An 18253-nucleotide genomic window follows, 5' to 3' on the forward strand; every position below is an offset into this window, starting at 1 on the left:
ATCGGCGAGAACGTCAGAACCCCGGGTCAGCCCAGTGATGATCTCGGACAGCATGAACCAGGTCCCGAAAGGCTGTCAAGGCTTGTGCCGCCACCGCGAACCGTTCCGGAAATGTGTCGACATCCGGCCCACCACCCGTTTACGGTCGGGGAGTTGACAACGTCTGGAACAGTTGTACAGACTCACCAACGCTCGATGACCCGACCGATCGACCGTCCGGGTAGGCGCCCGGGGTTGGCACTGACCGCCCCCTTCAAGAGTCCGGTTCGACCGCCTACATTCCACAGGGTCCGGTTCGGTCGCTGCCAATCGAGAAAGTCTGGGAATGATCTTCAGGAATCTTCTGACATCGCCGGTAAGCGCCATTCCGACAAACCTGCCGGAATGCGGGGACGACTGTGTGGCTCGGGGGGTGCGATGACGGGGAACCGTGAGGAGTTGCTGCGGCGCCGGCTGTCGGGGCGCGCGGGCGGACGGGCGGTCCCGCCGACGGCCGCGCGGCGGGCCGAACGCCCCGAACTCTCCTTCGGACAACGGCGGATCTGGTTCGTCGACCAGGTGCAGAGCGACAACGCCGCCTACACGATTCCCATCGCCTACCGGGTGCGCGGCGACCTGGACGTCGCCTCGCTCCGGGACGCCCTGGCCACCGTGGTGGAACGGCACGAGGCGTTGCGCACCCGCCTTCCCGCCTTCGGGGGAGAGCCGTACCAGTGCATCGAGCCGGCCGGCCCGGTGCTCCGGTGCGAGGACCTGAGTCCGGAGACGGACCCGGAGGCCCTCGCGGCGGAGATTTTCGCCAGGGAGGCGGACAGCTCGTTCGACCTCGACGCCGGGCCGTTGTTCCGCGCCCGGCTGTTGCGCCTGGCCCGGTTCGACCACGTGCTCCTGCTGACGGTCCACCACAGCGTCTTCGACGGCTGGTCGCTGGGCGTGCTCACCCGCGAGCTGTCCGACGCCTACGCCGCCCTGCACCAGGGGCGACGCCCCCAGCTCTCACAAGTCCCCCTGCAGTACGCGGACTTCGCCGCCTGGCAGCGCGCTCACCTCACCGCCGACACGCTGTCCCGTCATCTGGACTACTGGCGCGGAAAGCTCGCCGGGGCGCCGGCCCTGCTGGAGCTGCCCACCGACCGCCCCCGCCCGGAGGTTCCGTCACACCGTGGCGGAGCGGTCCGGTTCACCGTCCCCGCCGAGACGGCCGGGCGCCTGCGCGAGCTGGCGCGGTCGCAGTCGGCGAGTCTGTTCGTGGTCACCCTGGCCGCCTACCAGGTGGTGCTGAGCCGGTACACCGCGATGGCCGACCTCGTGGTCGGGGTCCCGGTGGCCGGACGCGACCGCCGTGAGCTGGAAGGGCTGATCGGCTTCTTCGCGCACACCCTGCCGCTGCGGGCGGATCTGGGCGGAGACCCGAGCTTCGCCCGGCTTGTCGCCCAGGTCCGCGAGAGCGCGCTGGACGGGATGTCCCACCAGGAGCTGCCGTTCGAGCAGTTGGTGGAGCAGCTGGCGCCGGCCCGCGAGCTCGGCCGGAACCCGCTGGTGCAGGTGCTGTTCAACCTGCTGACCCGGGACACCGGCATCGAACCCGATGCGCTGGTACTGACCGGACTGGAGGTCACCGACTTCTCCCCCGGTCCCGTCAGCACCCGGTTCGACCTGGAGCTGCACCTGTTCGACCACGGGAGCGAACTCACCGGCAGGCTGATCTACGCGGCCGAGCTGTTCGACCGAACCACGATGAGCTGGTTCACCGGTCACTTCCTGAACGCGCTCACCGCCGTGGCCGCCGATCCCGCGATACCGGTTTCGGCCATCCCGCTGATCACCGACGCCGAGCTGGATCTCATCGCCCGCTGGAACGCCGAGGGCGAGACGCGGTGACGACCTCCCTGCCCGACGAAGTCCCGGGCATCCGCGGCCTGTTCCGCGACCGGCGGGCCCGGTTGTACTTCCCCGGCCTGCTGGTCTCCCTGTTCGGCGACAACGTGCTCATCCTGGCGGCCGGGGTGTGGGTGAAGAGCCTCACCGGGAACAACGGCGCGAGCGGACTGGCGATGTTCTTCGTGCTCACCCCCACGGTGTTCGCCCCGCTGTTCGGCATGCTGGCCGACCGGGTCCGCAAACGCCGGCTGATGATCGCCACCAACGCGGTCATGGCCGTCGTCCCGCTGCTGCTGCTCTTCGTCCGCACGGGCGCCGACGTGTGGCTGATCTACCTGGTGATGCTGGCCTACGGCGTGGCGACGGTGACGCTCAGCTCCGCGCAGAGCGGCCTGTTCGTCGCCATGTTCCCGGAGCAGTTGCTCGGCACGGCGACCGGCCTCATCACCTCACTGCAGGAGGGGATGAAGGTCCTCGCACCCGCGGCCGGGGCGGCACTGTTCGTCTGGCTCGGCGGTGGAACGGTCGGGGTGATCGATGCGCTGACCTTCGCCGTCGCCTGCGGCGCACTGCTGCTGCTGACGGTTCCGGAGTCCGCCGCGCCGCCCCGCGAACGCGAACTGCGCACCGAGATCTCGGCCGGGATCCGGCACGTCGGAGCCGTCCGGGAGCTGCGCACGGTGGTGGCCTCCGCCGCGCTGATCATGTTCTCCGTCGGGTTCATCACGCCGGCCCTGTTCGGCGTCGTGCAGTCGGACCTGCACCGGACGCCGGCGTTCCTCGGCGTGGTGGTCAGCATGCAGGGCATGGGTTCGGTCGTCGGCGGGCTGCTGACCACCACGGTGCTCACCCGGCTGGGAGAGACCCGGCTGGTCGGTGTCGGTGCGGGGCTGACCGCACTGGGCACCGCGCTCCTCGCCGTGCCCACCCTCGTCACGGTCCTGCTGGGCAACGGGGTACGCGGGATCGGCCTGGGCTGGATGGTCATCGGTGCGTACACGCTGATGCAGCGCCGCACGCCGTCCCACCTGCTCGGCCGGGCCGCGGCCGCACTGAACATGCTGATCTTCGCTCCGTCGGCGGTGTCGCTGCTGTTCGCGGCCGGGCTCAGCCAGCTCGTCGGACACCGGGTCCTGCTGCTCATCACGCCGGTCGTCACCACCGCCGTCTGCATCCACCTGCTCACCACCGTTTCCCCACCCCCCGTCGAGGAGGAGCAATGATCTACCGAGTCGTGGTCAACCACGAGGAGCAGTACTCGATCTGGCCCGCGGACCGGGAGAACCCGGCCGGTTGGACCGACGTGGGCGTGTCCGGCTCCAAGGAGGACTGCCTCGCGCACATCCGCGACGTGTGGTCCGACATCACCCCGCTCAGTGTGCGCCGGGCACTCGCCCGCTGACCCGCTCCCGACCCGGGACTCGATCTTGGAGGGTGCATGACCACCGACCGCTCCCCGTTCTCCACGGAACAGGCCGCGTTGCTCGCGCGGCGCCTGCGCGGCGGGCGCCGCTCGACGGGTGACGGGCCGGGGCCCGTCCGGCGTCCCGAGGGGGCGCCCGCCGAGCTGTCGCTCGCACAGTTGCGACTGTGGTTCCTGGAGCAGTTGCAGCCCGGCTCGATCGGCTACGTCATGCCGGACACCACCTACCGGCTGCTCGGCCCGCTCGACGTCGCCGCGCTCGAAACGGCACTGCGTGCCGTCGCCTCCCGGCACACCGTGCTGCGTTCCCACTTCGAGGACGTCGACGGGCAGCCCCGGGTGGTCCTCGAGGAGGCCGAACGGATCAGGCTGGACCTGGTGGACGTCAGCACCGCGCCCGTTCCCGAGCGGGCCGTGGCGGATTTCGTCCGGACGGCCGCGCGCACCCCGTTCGACCTCACCACCGGGCCCCTGCTGCGCCCCACCCTGCTCCGGCTCGGCACGGACGACCACGTCCTCCAGGTGACCGTGCACCACAGCGTCTTCGACGGCTGGTCCATCCAGCTGTTCGAGGCCGACCTCACCACCGCCTACCGCGCCGCCCTGGCCGGCACCTCGCCGAACTGGCCCGCGCTGGAGCTGGACTACGCCGACTTCGCGTCGTGGCAACGGGAGTCGCTGTCCCCGAAGGCCACCGCCGACCACCTCGCGTACTGGCGGGACCGGCTGGCGGACGCCCCGCCCGCGCTGGAACTGCCCACCGACCGCTCCCGCCCGCCGGTGCCGTCCCAGCTCGGACACACCGTCCCGCTCGTCGTCCCCGCGGACGTCACCGGCAGGCTCCGCGAGCTGGCGCACGCGCACCGGGCCACGCTGTTCATGACCACGCTGGCCGCCTACCACGTCCTGCTCGGCCGGCACGCGCGGACCGAGGACGTCGTGGTCGGCTGTCCCTCCGCCGGACGGGACCGGCCGGAGCTGGAACAACTGATCGGCTTCTTCGTCAACTCGCTGCCGATCCGGGCGAACCTGGACGCCGACCGGCCGTTCACCGACCTGCTGGACCAGGTCCGCGACACCACCTTCGACGCCTTCGCCCACCAGGACCTCGGGTTCGACCGCCTGGTGGAGGAGCTCGCCCCGCCCCGCGACCTCAGCCGCAACCCCGTCATCCAGAGCTGGTTCGACCTGTTCACGCCCGGCTGTCGGCTGCACCTGGAGAAGACGGCGGTGGAGAAGTTCCCCGCCCGGTGGTACACCACCCGCTTCGACCTCGAACTGCACCTGGTCGAGCACGAGGACGGCACGCTGCACGGACATCTGGTCTACGCCGTCGACCTGTTCGAAGAGTCCACGATGGAGCGTCTCGCCGAGCACTACGTCACGCTGCTGTCCTCGATCGCCCACGAGCCGCGGCGTCCGCTGCGCGAACTCGCCCTGTCCGGACCCGACGAGCTGGACCGCCTGCTGCACGGCTGGAACGACACGGCCACCGACTTCGACACCGACACCACGGTCATCGACGAGTTCGAGCGGCAGGCCGCCCGGACCCCCCAGGCGCCGGCCCTGGTCTTCGGCGACGAGCAGCTCTCCTTCCGGGAGCTCAACTCGCGCGCCAACCAGGTCGCCCGGCAGCTCCAGGACGAGGGCGTGGGCCCGGAGACGGTGGTGGGGCTGCTGCTGCCGCGCGGGACCGGCCTCGTCGTCGCGCTGCTGGGTGTGCTCAAGGCCGGCGGGGCGTACCTGCCGCTGGACCCGCAGCATCCCGAGGACCGCATCGCGTTCATGCTCGACGACACCCGGGCCCGGCTCGTCCTCGCCGCGCCCGAGCTGGCGGACCGCCTGCCCCCGGGCGTCACCGCCCTCCCGCTGCCGGTCCCGCACGACCGCCCCCACCCCGATCCGCGGCGCGGGACCACACCCGACAACCTGATCTACGTCATCTACACCTCCGGCTCCACCGGACGGCCGAAGGGCGTCGCGATGACGCACCGGCCCCTGGTGAACCTGCTGCGGTGGCAGCTGGACCGCTGCGAGGCGGCAGGTCCGACGCTCCAGTTCTCCGCCATCAACTTCGACATCTCGTTCCAGGAGATGTTCTCCAGCTGGCTGGCCGGCGGTTCGGTCGTGCTGGTCACCGAGGAGCAGCGGCGTGACCCCGGCCAACTCCTCGACACCATGCAGCGCGCGGGGACCCGGCGGCTGTTCTGCCCGCCGATGGTGCTGGAGCAGATCGCCCAGGCAGCTGGCGTGCGCGACGAACTGCCGCCGCTGACCGAGATCCAGACCGCCGGGGAGCAGCTCCACCTCAGCGGCGACATCCTGGACCTGCTCGACCGCCTGCCGAACGTGCGGGTGGACAACCAGTACGGGCCGACCGAGGCGCACGTCATCACGGCGCACCTGATGACCGGCGACCCACTGGACTGGCCGGCCGCACCGCCGGTCGGACGGCCGATCGCCAACACCCGGGTGTACGTCCTCGACGAGGGGATGCGGCCCACCCCGGTCGGGATCCCCGGCGAGGTGTACGTCGGCGGGATCTGCCTGGCCCGGGGCTACCTGGGCCGGGCGGACCTGACCGCGGACCGCTTCCTACCGGATCCCTTCGCCACCGAGCCCGGCGAGCGGCTCTACCGGACGGGTGACCTGGGCTGCCGGCAGGCCGACGGCACGCTGCGGTTCCTCGGCCGGGCCGACGACCAGGTCAAGATCCGCGGCTACCGGATCGAGCCGGGCGAGATCGTGGCACTGCTCGACGAGCACCCCGAGGTCGCCGAGGCCGCGGTGGTGCCGGCCGAGCTCGTCCGCGGCGACCTGCGGCTGGCCGCCTACGTGGTGCCCGCGCCCGGCGCGAGCCCCACGGTGGCCGGGCTGCGCGGGTACCTGGAGGAGAAGCTCCCGGACTACATGGTCCCGAGCTACGTGGTGTTCCTGCCGAAACTCCCGCTCACCGGGCCGGGCAAACTCGACCGCAAGGCCCTTCCGCTGCCGGACCGGCAGTCCGGCGCGGCGGCGGACTTCACCGCCCCGCGCGACGAACGCGAAGCCGCGATGGCCCGGATCTGGGCCGAGGCGACCGGTCTGGCCCAGGTCGGCATCCACGACGACTTCTTCGACCTCGGCGGACACTCGCTGCTCGCCACCAGGGTCACCGCCCGGGTGAGCAGGGTCTTCGGCGTCGACCTGCCGCTGCGCGCGATCTTCACCCACCGCACGGTCGCGCGGCTGACCGCCGCGGTCGGCGGGTCGGGGCCGCTCGGGGAACGGACGCTGGCACCGAGGGCCCCGGGCGAGGAGCCGGTGCTGTCCTTCGCCCAGCAGCGGCTGTGGTTCCTCGACCGCCTGCAGACCGGCACGATCGCGTACGTCATGCCGGACACGACCTACCGGATCCAGGGCCCGCTGGACGTCGCGGCCCTGCGGACCGCGCTCCGCTCGGTGCTGGACCGGCACGCGGTGCTGCGCAGCCACTTCGAGGACGACGGCGGCGAGGCGCGGATCCGGTTCGCCCCGAGCACGGCGATCACGGTCGAGCAGCTGGACCTGAGCGGTTCGGCCGAACCCCTGGAAGCCGCGCTGGAGTTCGTCCGGACCGCCGCGCACACCCCGTTCGACCTCACCACCGGCCCGCTCGTCCGGCTGACGCTGCTGCGGCTCGGCGACGACGACCACGTCCTGCAGATGACCGTGCACCACGCGGTCTTCGACGGGTTCTCGATCTACCTGTTCGAGGAGGAGCTCACCACCGCGTACCGCGCCGCAGTGGCCGGCGCGCAGCCCGGTTGGCCGCCGCTCACCGTGGACTACGCCGACTTCGCCGCCTGGCAGCGGGAGACCCTGACCGACGAGGCCGCGGCCGGGCAGGCGGCGTACTGGCGGGAGGCGCTGGGTGGCGCCCCGGCGGCACTGGAGCTGCCGACGGATCACCCGCGCCCGCCGCTGCCCTCCTACCGGGGCGGCAGCATCCGGTTCACCCTGGCGGAGGAGGTCGTCACCCGGCTGCGGGAGGCCGCCCGCGGGCGTGCGGCCACGCTGTTCATGGTCACGGCGGCCGCGTACCAGGTCCTGCTCGGCCGCTACGCCGGCACCGAGGACGTGGTGATCGGCTGCCCGGCCGCCGGGCGGAGCCGGCCGGAGCTGGAGGAGCTGATCGGGTTCTTCGTCAACTCGCTGCCGCTGCGGGCGGACCTCTCCGGCGACCCGCGGTTCGGCGCGCTGCTCGACCAGGTCCGCGACACCACCCTGGACGCCTTCGCCCACCAGGGCCTGCCGTTCGAGCGGCTGGTCGAGGAGCTCGCCCCGCCGCGCGACCTGGGCCGCAATCCGGTCTTCCAGGCCTGGTTCGACCTGTTCACCCCGGGCTGCCGGCTGCACCTCGACGGCACCGGGACCGATCGGTTCGTCCCGGAGTGGGCCACCACCCGGTTCGACCTCGAACTGCGCCTGGCCGAGCAGGAGGACGGCTCGCTGTCCGCCGAACTGGTGTACGCGGCAGATCTGTTCGACCGGCCCACCATGGAACTGTTCGCCGAGCACTACGCCGTGCTCGTCGCCTCGATCGCCGCGGACCCGGACCGGCCGCTGAGCGAGCTGGCGGTGGCCGGCCCCGCCGAACTCGAACGGATCCTGACCGACTGGAACGACAGCGCACTGCCCGACGCCGACCCCGGTGCCACCGTGGTCGGCCGGTTCGAGCAGCACGCGCGGCGGACCCCCGAGGCGACGGCGCTCATCGCCGGGAACACCCGGCTGTCCTACCGCGAACTGGGCGAGCGCGCCGACCGGATCGCCGCCGGACTGCGGGCGCGGGGCATCGGCGTGGAGTCGCTCGTCGGCGTCTGCCTGCCCCGGACCGCCGACCTGCCGGTCGCGCTCCTCGCGGTCGCCAAGGCGGGTGCGGGCTACCTGGCCCTCGACCCCGGGCATCCCGCCGAACGCCTGCGCATGCTCACCGAGGACTCCGGCGCCGCGTTGGTGATCACTTCGGGCGAGTCGACCGTGGACTGGACCCTCCCCGCGACGACCCTGGCCGAGCTCGACCGGGCCCCCGGGGCGGACCCGGCGCCCGCCGGCCCGGGAAACGTGCTGTACGTCGTCCACACCTCCGGCTCGACCGGACGGCCCAAGGGCGTGGTCATGCAGCACGGCCCGACCGCACTGCTGATGCACTGGGCCGCGCAGCGCTACCAGCGGGCGCCCGTCGCCCTGCAGTACTTCCCGGTCACCTCGGACGTGTGCAGCTACGAGTTGTGGTCCACCTGGTGGACCGGGGGAACCGTCGTGCTCGCCGACGAGACCGACCGCTTCGACCCGGCCCGGCTGGCCGCGCTGATCCAGCGGCACCGGATCGGCACGGTCCTGCTCCCCGGCGCGGTGCTGCACGACCTGGCCGCGCACCACCGGGCCGGGCTCGGCTCGCTGCGGGAGGTCATCACCACCGGTGACCGGTTCACGGTCACCGGCCCGATCCGCGAGCTCGGCGTACGGGTGGACAACCAGTGGGGCTCCACCGAGGTCAACGTCGTCACCGCGGGCCGGCTGAGCCCGCCGGCCCGGGACTGGCCCACCACACCGGGCATCGGCTCCCCCGTCGCCGCGGCGCGGATCTACGTCCTCGACGAGCACCTGCGCCCGGTTCCCGCCGACGTGCCCGGCCAGCTCTACGTCGGCGGGACACCGCTGGCCCGCGGCTACCTCGGCCGTCCGGACCTGACCGCGGCGTCCTTCCTGCCCGACCCGCTGGCCACCGAGCCCGGCGCGCGGATGTACCGGACCGGGGACCGGGGCCGGTGGCGCCCGGACGGGACCCTGGAGTTCCTCGGGCGTGCCGACTTCCAGCTCAAGATCCACGGCTACCGGGTCGACCCTGGGGAGATCGAGACCGTCCTCCAGGACCACCCGGCCGTCACCCGGGCCGCCGTCACCGCCCACGACACCGGCTCCGGCACCCGGCTCGCCGCACACCTCGCGGCCGCCGCGGTCGACGCCGACGAACTGCGGGACTGGCTGCGGCACCGGCTGCCCGAGCACATGATCCCGCAGGTCTTCAGCACGCTCCCCGAGCTCCCGACCACCAGCACCGGGAAGGTCGACCGCGGTGCGCTGCCCGCACCGGACTTCCGCGCCGCCGCGGGCACCGCACCCCGCACCCGGACCGAGGAGCGGATCGCCGGCATCTGGCGGGAAGTGCTCGGACGCGGCGAGGTCGGCGTGCACGACGACTTCTTCGACCTCGGCGGCCACTCGCTGCTCTGCATCCAGGTGCTCACCCGGATCAACCTGGCCTTCGACACGGAGCTGCCGCTCCGGACGCTGTTCACCCACCGGACGGTGGCCCGGCTGTCGGAGGCGGTCGTCCCGGCCGCGGCCCCCCGCCGCCCCGCGCCGACCGCGCGTACCTCCCGGGCGCCGCGGGTCCCCTCGTTCGCCCAGCAGCGCCTGTGGTTCCTCGAACAGCTCCAGCCCGGCCTGCCCGCCTACCTGGTGCCGTGCGCCTACCGGCTGCTCGGCCCGTTGGACACCGCCGCGCTGGCCCGCGCGTTCGACACGGTGCTGACCCGCCACGAGGCGCTGCGCAGCCGCTTCCAGGAGCACGACGGCGAACTGACCATGGTCGTCGACGCCGCCGTTCCGCTGGCGACCGTCGACCTGAGCGGTGCCGACGACCCCCAGCGGGCGGCACGGGACCACGTGGCCCGGGCGGCGAGGACGCCGTTCGACCTCAGCGGCGGACCACTGGTGCGCGCGACGCTGCTCCGGCTCGCCCCACAGGACCACGTCCTGGAGATCGTCGTCCACCACGCGGTGTTCGACGGGCTGTCCCGGCAGATCCTCACCCGTGAGCTGTCGGCCGCCTACCGGTCGAAGGCCCTGCCCGAACCGACCCTCCAGTACGCCGACTTCGCCGCCTGGCAACGGGAAACCCTGTCCGGCGAGGTCTCCGCCCGCCACGCCGCCTACTGGCGCACGAAGCTGGCGGACGCACCACCGGCCCTCGAACTGCCCACCGACCACCCGCGCCCTCCGGTGCCGTCGTACCGGGGCGGCGTCGTCACCTTCACCGTCGGCGAGGCCGTCACGAAGGGGCTGCGGGAACTCGCCCACACCCGCCGGGCAACGCTGTTCATGACCGCGCTCGCCGCCTACCACGTCCTGCTCGCACGCCACGCCCGCACCGACGACGTGGTGGTCGGCTGCCCGTCGGCCGGCCGTGACCTGCCCGAGCTGGAGAAGCTCATCGGCTTCTTCGTCAACTCGCTGCCGCTGCGCGCCGAGCTCTCGGCGAACCCGAGCTTCACCGCGCTGCTGGACCAGGTCCGTGACACCACACTCGATGCGCTCGCCCACCAGGACCTGCCGTTCGAGCGGCTCGTGGAGGAGCTCGCCCCGCCCCGGGACCTCAGCCGCAACCCGGTCGTCCAGACCTGGTTCCAGCTGTTCGAGACGGACACGGCGGACCGCCCCGACCTGCCGGGCCTGTCCACGGCGGCCTTCGGCGACCAAGCCACCACCACGCGGTTCGACCTCGAACTGCACCTGACCACGAACCCGGACGGCACGCTGACCGGGGAACTGGTCTACGCCACGGACCTGTTCGACGACAGCACGATGCGCCGGTTCGCCGAGCACTACACCACCCTGCTCGACGCCGTCGTGCGCGACCCGGGCCTGCCGGTCCACGCCGTCCCGCTGTCCTCCCCGGCCGAACTGGACCTGCTCCTGCACACCTGGAACGAGACGGGCGCGGCGCCGGCCGACGCGACGATCGCCGAGGAGTTCGAGCGCCAGGCGGCCCGGACTCCCGGGGCGACCGCCCTGGTCCACGGCCACCAGCGGTGGTCCTACGCGGACCTCGACGACCGTGCCGACCGGATCGCCCGCCAACTCGGCGACTGCGGACCGGAATCCGTGGTCGGGGTGCTGCTGCCCCGCAGTGCGGAACTGGTCGCGGTACTGCTGGGCGTCCTCAAGGCCGGTGCCGCCTACCTGCCGCTGGACCCGCAACTCCCCGGGGCCCGGATCGACTTCATGCTCTCGGACGCCCGGGCGCGGACCACCGTCACCACGCCCGAGCTGGCCCGCCTGCTGCCCGAAGGCGCACCGGCACTTCTGCTCCAGGCCCACCCGGCGGCCGGGAAGGCGCCCCGCCGCTCCACCCCGGCCAATCTGGCCTACCTCGTCTTCACCTCCGGCTCGACCGGACGCCCCAAGGGCGTGGCGGTGACGAACGCCTCGCTGCTCAACCTGGTGCGCTGGCACGTCCGGACCTACGGTCTGGGTCCCGGCGAAGTGGTCAGCCAGGTGGCCAGCCCGTCGTTCGACGCCGCCGCCTGGGAGATCTGGCCGGCCCTGCTGAGCGGGGCGTGCCTGCACCTCCCGCCCGACGAGACGGTGAGTTCGCCCCCGGACCTGGTCGAGCACTTCGCGCAGGCGGGGACGACGGTCACCTTCGTCCCCACCCCGCTGGCGGAAGCCCTCCTGGAGCACCCGCTGGGCGAGCGGACCTCGGTGCGGTCCCTGCTGACCGGCGGCGACGCCTTCCGGCCACGGCCGGACGCCGACCCGGGCGTTCCGGTGGTCAACCACTACGGCCCCACCGAGAGCACCGTCGTCGCGACCGCGACCGGACCGCTCACCGCGCCCTGGGGACGGCCGCCGATCGGCTCCCCGATCGCGAACGTGCGGACCTACGTGCTGGACGAGTCGCTCGACCCGGTGGGCGTGGGTGTCCCGGGCGAGCTGTTCGTGGGCGGGGCCGGTGTCGCCCGGGGCTACCTCGGCCGCCCGGCGCTCACCGCCGAACGGTTCGTCCCCGACCCGTTCGGCCCGGAGCCCGGTGCCCGCCTGTACCGCACGGGCGACCTCGTCCGTCGGCGCGAGGACGGGAGCCTGCAGTTCCTCGGCCGCACCGACGACCAGGTCAAGATCCGTGGCTACCGGATCGAGCCCGGCGAGATCGAAGCCGCGCTGCTCACCCACCCGGGCGTGCGCGGGGCCGTGGTGGCGGCCAAGCCGTCGCCCGGCGGTGAGCGGCTGGTCGCCTATCTCGTACCGGTGCGGGATCTGCCGCCCGCGGCCGAACTGACCGCCCACCTGGGCCGGCTGCTGCCCCGGCACCTGCTGCCGTCCGCCTTCCTCGGCCTCACCGCCTTCCCGCTCACCCCGAGCGGCAAGGTCGACCGCCGCGCGCTGCCGCAGCCGGACCGGGCGGGCACCGTAGAGAACCGGCCCCGCACCCCCGGTGAGGAGGCCATCGCCGGGATCGTGGCGGAGGTGCTCGGCGGCGGCGAGGTCGGAATCCACGACGACTTCTTCGACCTCGGCGGCCACTCGCTGCTGGCCACGAAGGTGACGACCAGGATCGGCGACCTCTTCGGCGTGGCGCTGCCGCTGCGAGCGGTGTTCGAGCACCGCACGGTGGCCGGGCTCGGCGCGGCGGTCGAGGCCGCCGTGCGCGCCGAGATCGAGGCCATGTCGGACGAGGAGATCGCCGAAGAACTGCGTTAGGTCCGCCGGTCAGGACATCCGCCGCTCGGAACTGGAGTGAACACATGGAGTCGAGAACCGCTGCCGAACCGCAGCGCTACACGGTGCCGTACCTACCGGTCGGGACCAGGATCGACGAGCGCGAGGTCGAGGCCGTCCGCGAGGTGATGCTCTCGGGCGCCACCCTGTCCCAGGGCCTGGTCCGCCGTCGGTTCGAGGAGGCCTTCGCCGCGCACATCGGGGTGCGGCACGCGCTCTCGGTGACCAGTGGGACGGTCGCCCTGGAACTGGCGATCCACCTGCTCGACCTCGCCCCGGGGGACGAGGTGATCACCACCCCGCAGACCTACCAGGCGACCATCCAGCCGCTGCTGGACCGCGACGTGCGGGTCCGCTTCGCCGACATCCGCCCGGAGACCGCGAACATCGACCCCGACCGGGTCGCCGAGCTGGTCACCCCGCGCACCAGGGCGATCATCATCGTGCACTACGGCGGCCTGCCCGCCGACATGGACGCCCTGATGCGCATCGCCCGCGAGCACGACCTCGTGGTCGTCGAGGACGCCGCGCACGCGCTCGGCGGTCTCCTGCACGGCCGCAGGCCCGGCGGAATCGGCCACATCGGCTGCTTCAGCTTCCACTCCAGCAAGAACATCACCACCCTCGGCGAGGGCGGGATGGTCACGGTGAACCGTGACGACTGGGCCGACCGGCTGCTGCGGGTGCGCGGCAACCAGTCGGACATGGTCCTCACCAGCCGGCGCCGGAGCTTCGGCGGCTCGACCAGCGCACCGCCCGGTGCGCTCTACCCGAGCGAGGCCTACACCCATGACTGCCTGACCCTGCGCCGCGCCGGCACCAACGCGACGCTGAGCGAGGCCGCCGCGGCCGTCGGGCTGGTACAGCTGGAGAAACTGCCCGGCCTGGTCGCGCGCCGACAGGCCGTCGCAGCCAGGCTCACCGCGGAACTGGCCGAGTTCGACGCGGTCCGCGTTCCGGTCGTACCGACCGGGGTCGAGCACCCGTACCACCTCTTCACCTTCTTCGTGGACCCCGACCGCGTCGACCGGGACGAGCTGGTCCGCCACCTCGCGGCCCAGGGCGTCGAGACGTACCTGCGGTACTTCCCGCTGCACCTGCTGCCGGAGTGGCGGGCCCGCGGCCACCACCACGGCGAGTGCCCGGTGGCCGAACGGTCATGGTTCGCCGAGCACATGAACCTGCCCTGCCACCCCGGCCTGTCCGACACCCAGGTCGAGACCATCGCCGCCGCGCTCACCTGCGCGCTCACCAAGCTCCGCCGCAGCTGACCTCCAGGAAGGGACGTGCCATGTCGGCATCCACACCGGCCCACTACGACCTCGTGATAGTCGGCGGCGGTCCGGTCGGCCTCGCCGCGGCTGCTGCCGGCGCCCGGCGCGGGCACTCGGTCCTGGTCCTCGAACAGTTCGAGATCCTGCACGAGCGCGGGAGCTCGGGCGGGGCCGAACGGCAGTGGCGGCTGCAGTACGCGCAGGAGGACCTGGCCCGGCTCACCGTGGAGACCGTTCCGCTGTGGACGGAGCTGGAGCGGGCGGGCGGGCGCCGGCTGGTGCACCGCACCGGCAGCCTCTGGTTCGGGGACACCGCCACCTCCACCAACGAGGGCCAGGTCAACGCGGCGGTGGAGGTCCTCGACCGGGTCGGCCTGCCGTACGACTGGCTGACCGCCAAGGAGATCGAGCAGCGGTACCGGTTCGCCCGGCTGCCCCGGCACTACGAGGGCTTCTTCCAGCCCGACGGAGGCATGGTCGACGTACGGGCCACCCTGTGGCTGCTGTTCGAACAGGCCCGCGCGGCCGGCGCGCGGATCCGGGACCACGAGCGCGTGCTGGAACTCGAGCCGGACGACAACGGGGTGACCGTGCGCAGCGAGCACGGCGTCTACCGGGCGGACCACCTGGTCCTCGCCACCGGTGCCTTCGCCAATCCGCTGCTGCAGCCGCTCGGCATCGACCTCGAGGTCGAGTTGTACGAGATGACGACGGCGTACTTCCGCACCACCGACCCGGGCTTCGACTACCCGACCTGGTTCGCCTTCCAGCCGCCCGCCGACGAGGACACCAACCTGTTCTACGGTTTCGGCCGCCTGCCGTGGGCGCCGGGCGACCTCGCCCGGGTCGCACCGGACTTCGAGGTCGACGGGTTCGAGGACCCGTACCGGTCCGGCCGGGCGGCCGACCCCGATCACGTCAAGCGCACCGCCGCCTGGGTGGCCGAGCACCTGCCCGCACTCGACCCGACTCCGGTCCAGCCCGGCTCCTGCCTGATCGCCCTGCCCAAGGACCCGGCCCGGCAGTTCTACTTCGGGCACGCGCCGGACGGGGTGCCCGGTGCCGGGCGGATGGTGATCCACAGCGCCGGCTGGGGCTTCAAGTACGTCCCGCTGCTCGGCCGGGCCTGCGTGGAACTCGCGCTCGACGGAAGAACCAGCCACGACCTCTCTCGTTTCTCCCTCTGAAAGGACGACAGACCATGCTCCGCATCATCGACGGCGACACCGTCCGGTCGCTCTACTCGGGCCGCGACGCCTTGCCCGCCATGGAACGCGCGCTCACCGCCTTCAGTGCCGGGTCGGCGTACCAGCATCCGCGGATCACCGTGGAGCCGCCGGGCGAGGGCGGCATGGTGCTGCTGATGCCCGCCGCCGCCGAGGACCGGCTCGGCCTGAAACTGCTCAGCATGTTCCCGCGGGCGGGCGAGCGGGGTCTGCCCAACGTCCAGGGCCTGGTCATCCTGGTGGACGCGGTGCACGGCGAGCCGCTGGCGATCATCGACGGCATCTCCGTCACCGAGATCCGCACCGCCGCGGTCACGGCGCTGGCCACCGGGAAGCTGGCCCGTCCGGACGCGACGGGCCTCGCCCTGATCGGGGCCGGCGTCCAGGCGCGCGGTCACCTGCAGGCGCTGGCCGACGTACGCCCGTGGAAGAGCGTCCGGCTCTACAGCCGGACCCCCGAGCGCGCCCACGAACTCGCCCGCTGGGCACGGGGCGAGGACATCCCGGTCGAGATCGCGGACTCGGCCACCGCTGCGCTCGCCGGAGCGGACGTCATCTGCACCGTCACCTCCTCCTACGAACCGGTGCTGGCCGACTCCGACGTCGCGGCCGAGGGCGTCCACATCAACGCCGTCGGTGCGTTCGGCCCCACCTGCCGCGAACTTCCCTCGGAACTGGTCGGCCGCGCAAGGATCTTCGTCGACAGCCGGCAGGCCGCCCTCGCCGAGGCCGGCGACCTGATCGTCCCGCTGCGGGACGGCGTCATCACCGAGGACGCCATCGTCGCGGAGATCGGCGACGTGCTCGCGGGCGCCGACGGCAGGCTCGGCGACGAGCTGACGCTGTTCGAGTCCCTCGGGCTGCCCATCCAGGACGTGGTGGCCTGCGCGGAGATCTACCGCCGCGCCGTCGAACGCGACGCGGGCCACGTTGTCCGGTTCCCCTGAGCTGAAAGACACCGCCGTGACGAATCCGCCCCCCGTCCGCGTGCTGCCCCGCGCCCCGCGCCCCGGCTCGCGCCGCAAACCCCTGCTGTGCCTGCCCTACGCCGGCGGCGGCAGCCGGTCCTACGAGGGCTGGCAGCGGTTGCTGCCGCAGAGCGTGGACGCGCAGACCCTGCGGCTCCCCGGCCGCGAGGCCAGGATGGACGAGCCGTTGCCGTCCGACCTCCGCGGCCTGGCCGCCGAGATCGCCGACGAGCTCGGCCCCCATCTCACCGGCCCGTTCGCCCTGTTCGGGCACAGCATGGGCGCGCTCGTCGCCCACGAGCTGGCCTTGCAGCTGCGGTCCTCGTTCGACGTGGAACCCGACTGCCTGTTCGTCTCCGGCTCGCGGCCGCCGCACCGGCTGGACCGGGGGACGGGCTACTCGCACCTGGACGACGCGACGCTGCGCGCGGCGATCGAGCACATGGGCGGGACGGATCCGGAGGTGCTGGCCGACCACGATCTGTGGGAGCTCTTCCGGCCGATCATCCGCTCCGACCTGGCGCTGTGCGACGCCTACGAGCACCGGCCGGCCGAACCGCTGTCCTGCCCGGTGGTCGCCTACGGGTCCAAGGACGACGGCGACCTGGACGAGGAGTCGCTCGACGCCTGGCGGACCGTCACCACCGGCACGTTCGCGTCCCGGATGTTTCCCGGCGACCACTTCTACTTCCAGCGCTGGCCGGAGGCGTTCGCGATGGATCTGATCAACCGGCTGTACCAGCACGTCCTGGAGGTCAGCCGGTGACGACCACCCCCCAGGCACCGAACCGGCTGGCCGAAGACCTGGCGGCGGAACTGGCCACCGCGTTCGGGCCGTTCTACGGCACGCCGTGCGGCATCCTCGCACCGCTGTACGCGGCGTTGGAGGAGCAGGCGGGGCTGCTGACGGTCGCGCGCGAGGACAACGCCGTCGGCGTCGCCGCAGGCGCCGCACTGGCCGGGCGCTCTCCCGCGGTGCTCATGCAGAACTCGGGCCTGGGGCAGTCCGTCAACGCTCTCGCCTCGCTCGTCGTGCCCTACCGGATCCCGATGCTGCTCGTCGTCAGCCTGCGCGGGGTGCAACCGGACTGGACCTCGGAGAACATCGCGATGGGACAGCTCACCGAGCCGCTGCTGACCATGCTCGGGATCCCGGCCGTCACCCTGTCGGGGACCGGGCAGGCGGACCGGCTCCGAGAACTCGTCCACGTCCAACGCCGGGCCGCCGCGCTGCTGGTGCCCCCGAACGCCTTCGGCTGGCAGGCATGAACAAGACCTCGGCCATCGCCGCCGTCCTCGCGGCCACCCGCACCGAACCGACCGTCTTCACCACCGGCTACGCCTGCCGGATCGCCAACCACCTCGGCGACCGGCCGAACCACTTCTACATGACCGGCTCGATGGGCCTGGCCGCCTCCATCGGCATCGGCATCGCCCAGGCGACCCGACGCACCACCGTGGTGGTCGACGGGGACGGCAGTCTGCTGATGAACCCGGTCGGCCTGGTCACCGCAGGTGCGCTGCCGGACCTCCCGCTGCTGCACATCGTGCTGGACGACGGCCGGTACGCCTCCACCGGCGGCCAGTTCGTCCCCTCCCGGCGGGCCGACCTGGGTGCGTGGGCCGCCGCCTGCGGCTACCCGAAGGTGGCGGAGAGCGGCGACCCGGCAGAGTTCGCCGGCCTCGTCCGGACCACCGTGGCGGACTGCACCTCCCCGGTCCTGCTCCTCGCCCGACTCACCGAACCCGACCCCCCGGTGCCGGGCCGGATCGACACCGACCTCGCCGCCCACGCCCGCCGCTTCCAGAGCCGGCTGGCCCGGAACTAGCCCGCCGTCACCCGCTGTCAGCCGCCGTTAGAACTCGTAACACGATCACTGACCTTGGGTGTTGAGGCGTCGCCAGCAGATGACCGCGCAGGCGAGTGAGACGAAGGCGTTGTGGAGGTCGAGG

The 18253-nt window shown here is 72.5% G+C and carries 10 protein-coding genes; all 10 read left to right on the forward strand.

The window, feature by feature from the left end; all coding sequences use genetic code 11:
* The first annotated feature begins 417 nt into the window (after positions 1-417).
* The 10 genes from ACFC1R_RS12915 to ACFC1R_RS12960 are packed head-to-tail and all read left to right on the forward strand — an operon-like array spanning position 418 to position 18129.
* A complete protein-coding gene (locus ACFC1R_RS12915; RefSeq protein WP_375937219.1) occupies positions 418-1881 on the forward strand; it encodes a condensation domain-containing protein in 1464 nt (487 codons plus the stop codon).
* The gene (locus ACFC1R_RS12920) at positions 1878-3104 is read left to right on the forward strand and encodes an MFS transporter (protein ID WP_375937222.1); all 1227 of its coding nucleotides are present in this window, start codon (positions 1878-1880) and stop codon (positions 3102-3104) included. The genes ACFC1R_RS12915 and ACFC1R_RS12920 overlap by 4 nt, the downstream gene beginning before the upstream one ends.
* Complete coding sequence (locus tag ACFC1R_RS12925; protein WP_375937225.1) at positions 3101-3283, forward strand: MbtH family protein; 183 nt, start codon at positions 3101-3103, stop codon at positions 3281-3283. The genes ACFC1R_RS12920 and ACFC1R_RS12925 overlap by 4 nt, the downstream gene beginning before the upstream one ends.
* A 36-nt stretch (positions 3284-3319) precedes the next feature.
* Positions 3320-12814: an amino acid adenylation domain-containing protein gene (locus ACFC1R_RS12930; protein ID WP_375937228.1), complete on the forward strand. Its 9495-nt coding sequence runs from the start codon at positions 3320-3322 to the stop codon at positions 12812-12814.
* Between the two features lie 44 nt (positions 12815-12858).
* On the forward strand, positions 12859-14103 hold the full coding sequence (locus tag ACFC1R_RS12935; RefSeq protein WP_375937232.1) for a DegT/DnrJ/EryC1/StrS family aminotransferase: 1245 nt from the start codon (positions 12859-12861) through the stop codon (positions 14101-14103).
* A gap of 20 nt (positions 14104-14123) precedes the next feature.
* Positions 14124-15293: an FAD-dependent oxidoreductase gene (locus tag ACFC1R_RS12940; protein ID WP_375937235.1), complete on the forward strand. Its 1170-nt coding sequence runs from the start codon at positions 14124-14126 to the stop codon at positions 15291-15293.
* A gap of 14 nt (positions 15294-15307) precedes the next feature.
* Entirely contained in the window at positions 15308-16279 is a 972-nt protein-coding gene (locus ACFC1R_RS12945) for an ornithine cyclodeaminase family protein (protein WP_375937238.1), read from the forward strand.
* 16 nt (positions 16280-16295) lie between these two features.
* Positions 16296-17066 (forward strand): thioesterase II family protein, encoded by a 771-nt coding sequence (locus tag ACFC1R_RS12950; RefSeq protein WP_375937241.1) that lies wholly within the window; start codon positions 16296-16298, stop codon positions 17064-17066.
* Complete coding sequence (locus ACFC1R_RS12955; protein ID WP_375937244.1) at positions 17063-17569, forward strand: thiamine pyrophosphate-binding protein; 507 nt, start codon at positions 17063-17065, stop codon at positions 17567-17569. The genes ACFC1R_RS12950 and ACFC1R_RS12955 overlap by 4 nt, the downstream gene beginning before the upstream one ends.
* Positions 17566-18129 carry a thiamine pyrophosphate-dependent enzyme gene (locus ACFC1R_RS12960; protein WP_375937247.1) on the forward strand — a complete coding sequence of 188 codons (564 nt, stop codon included), beginning with the start codon at positions 17566-17568 and terminating at the stop codon, positions 18127-18129. The genes ACFC1R_RS12955 and ACFC1R_RS12960 overlap by 4 nt, the downstream gene beginning before the upstream one ends.
* Positions 18130-18253 lie beyond the last annotated feature (124 nt).

It is taken from the genome of Kitasatospora sp. NPDC056138 (assembly GCF_042264695.1).
Lineage (GTDB): Bacteria > Actinomycetota > Actinomycetes > Streptomycetales > Streptomycetaceae > Kitasatospora.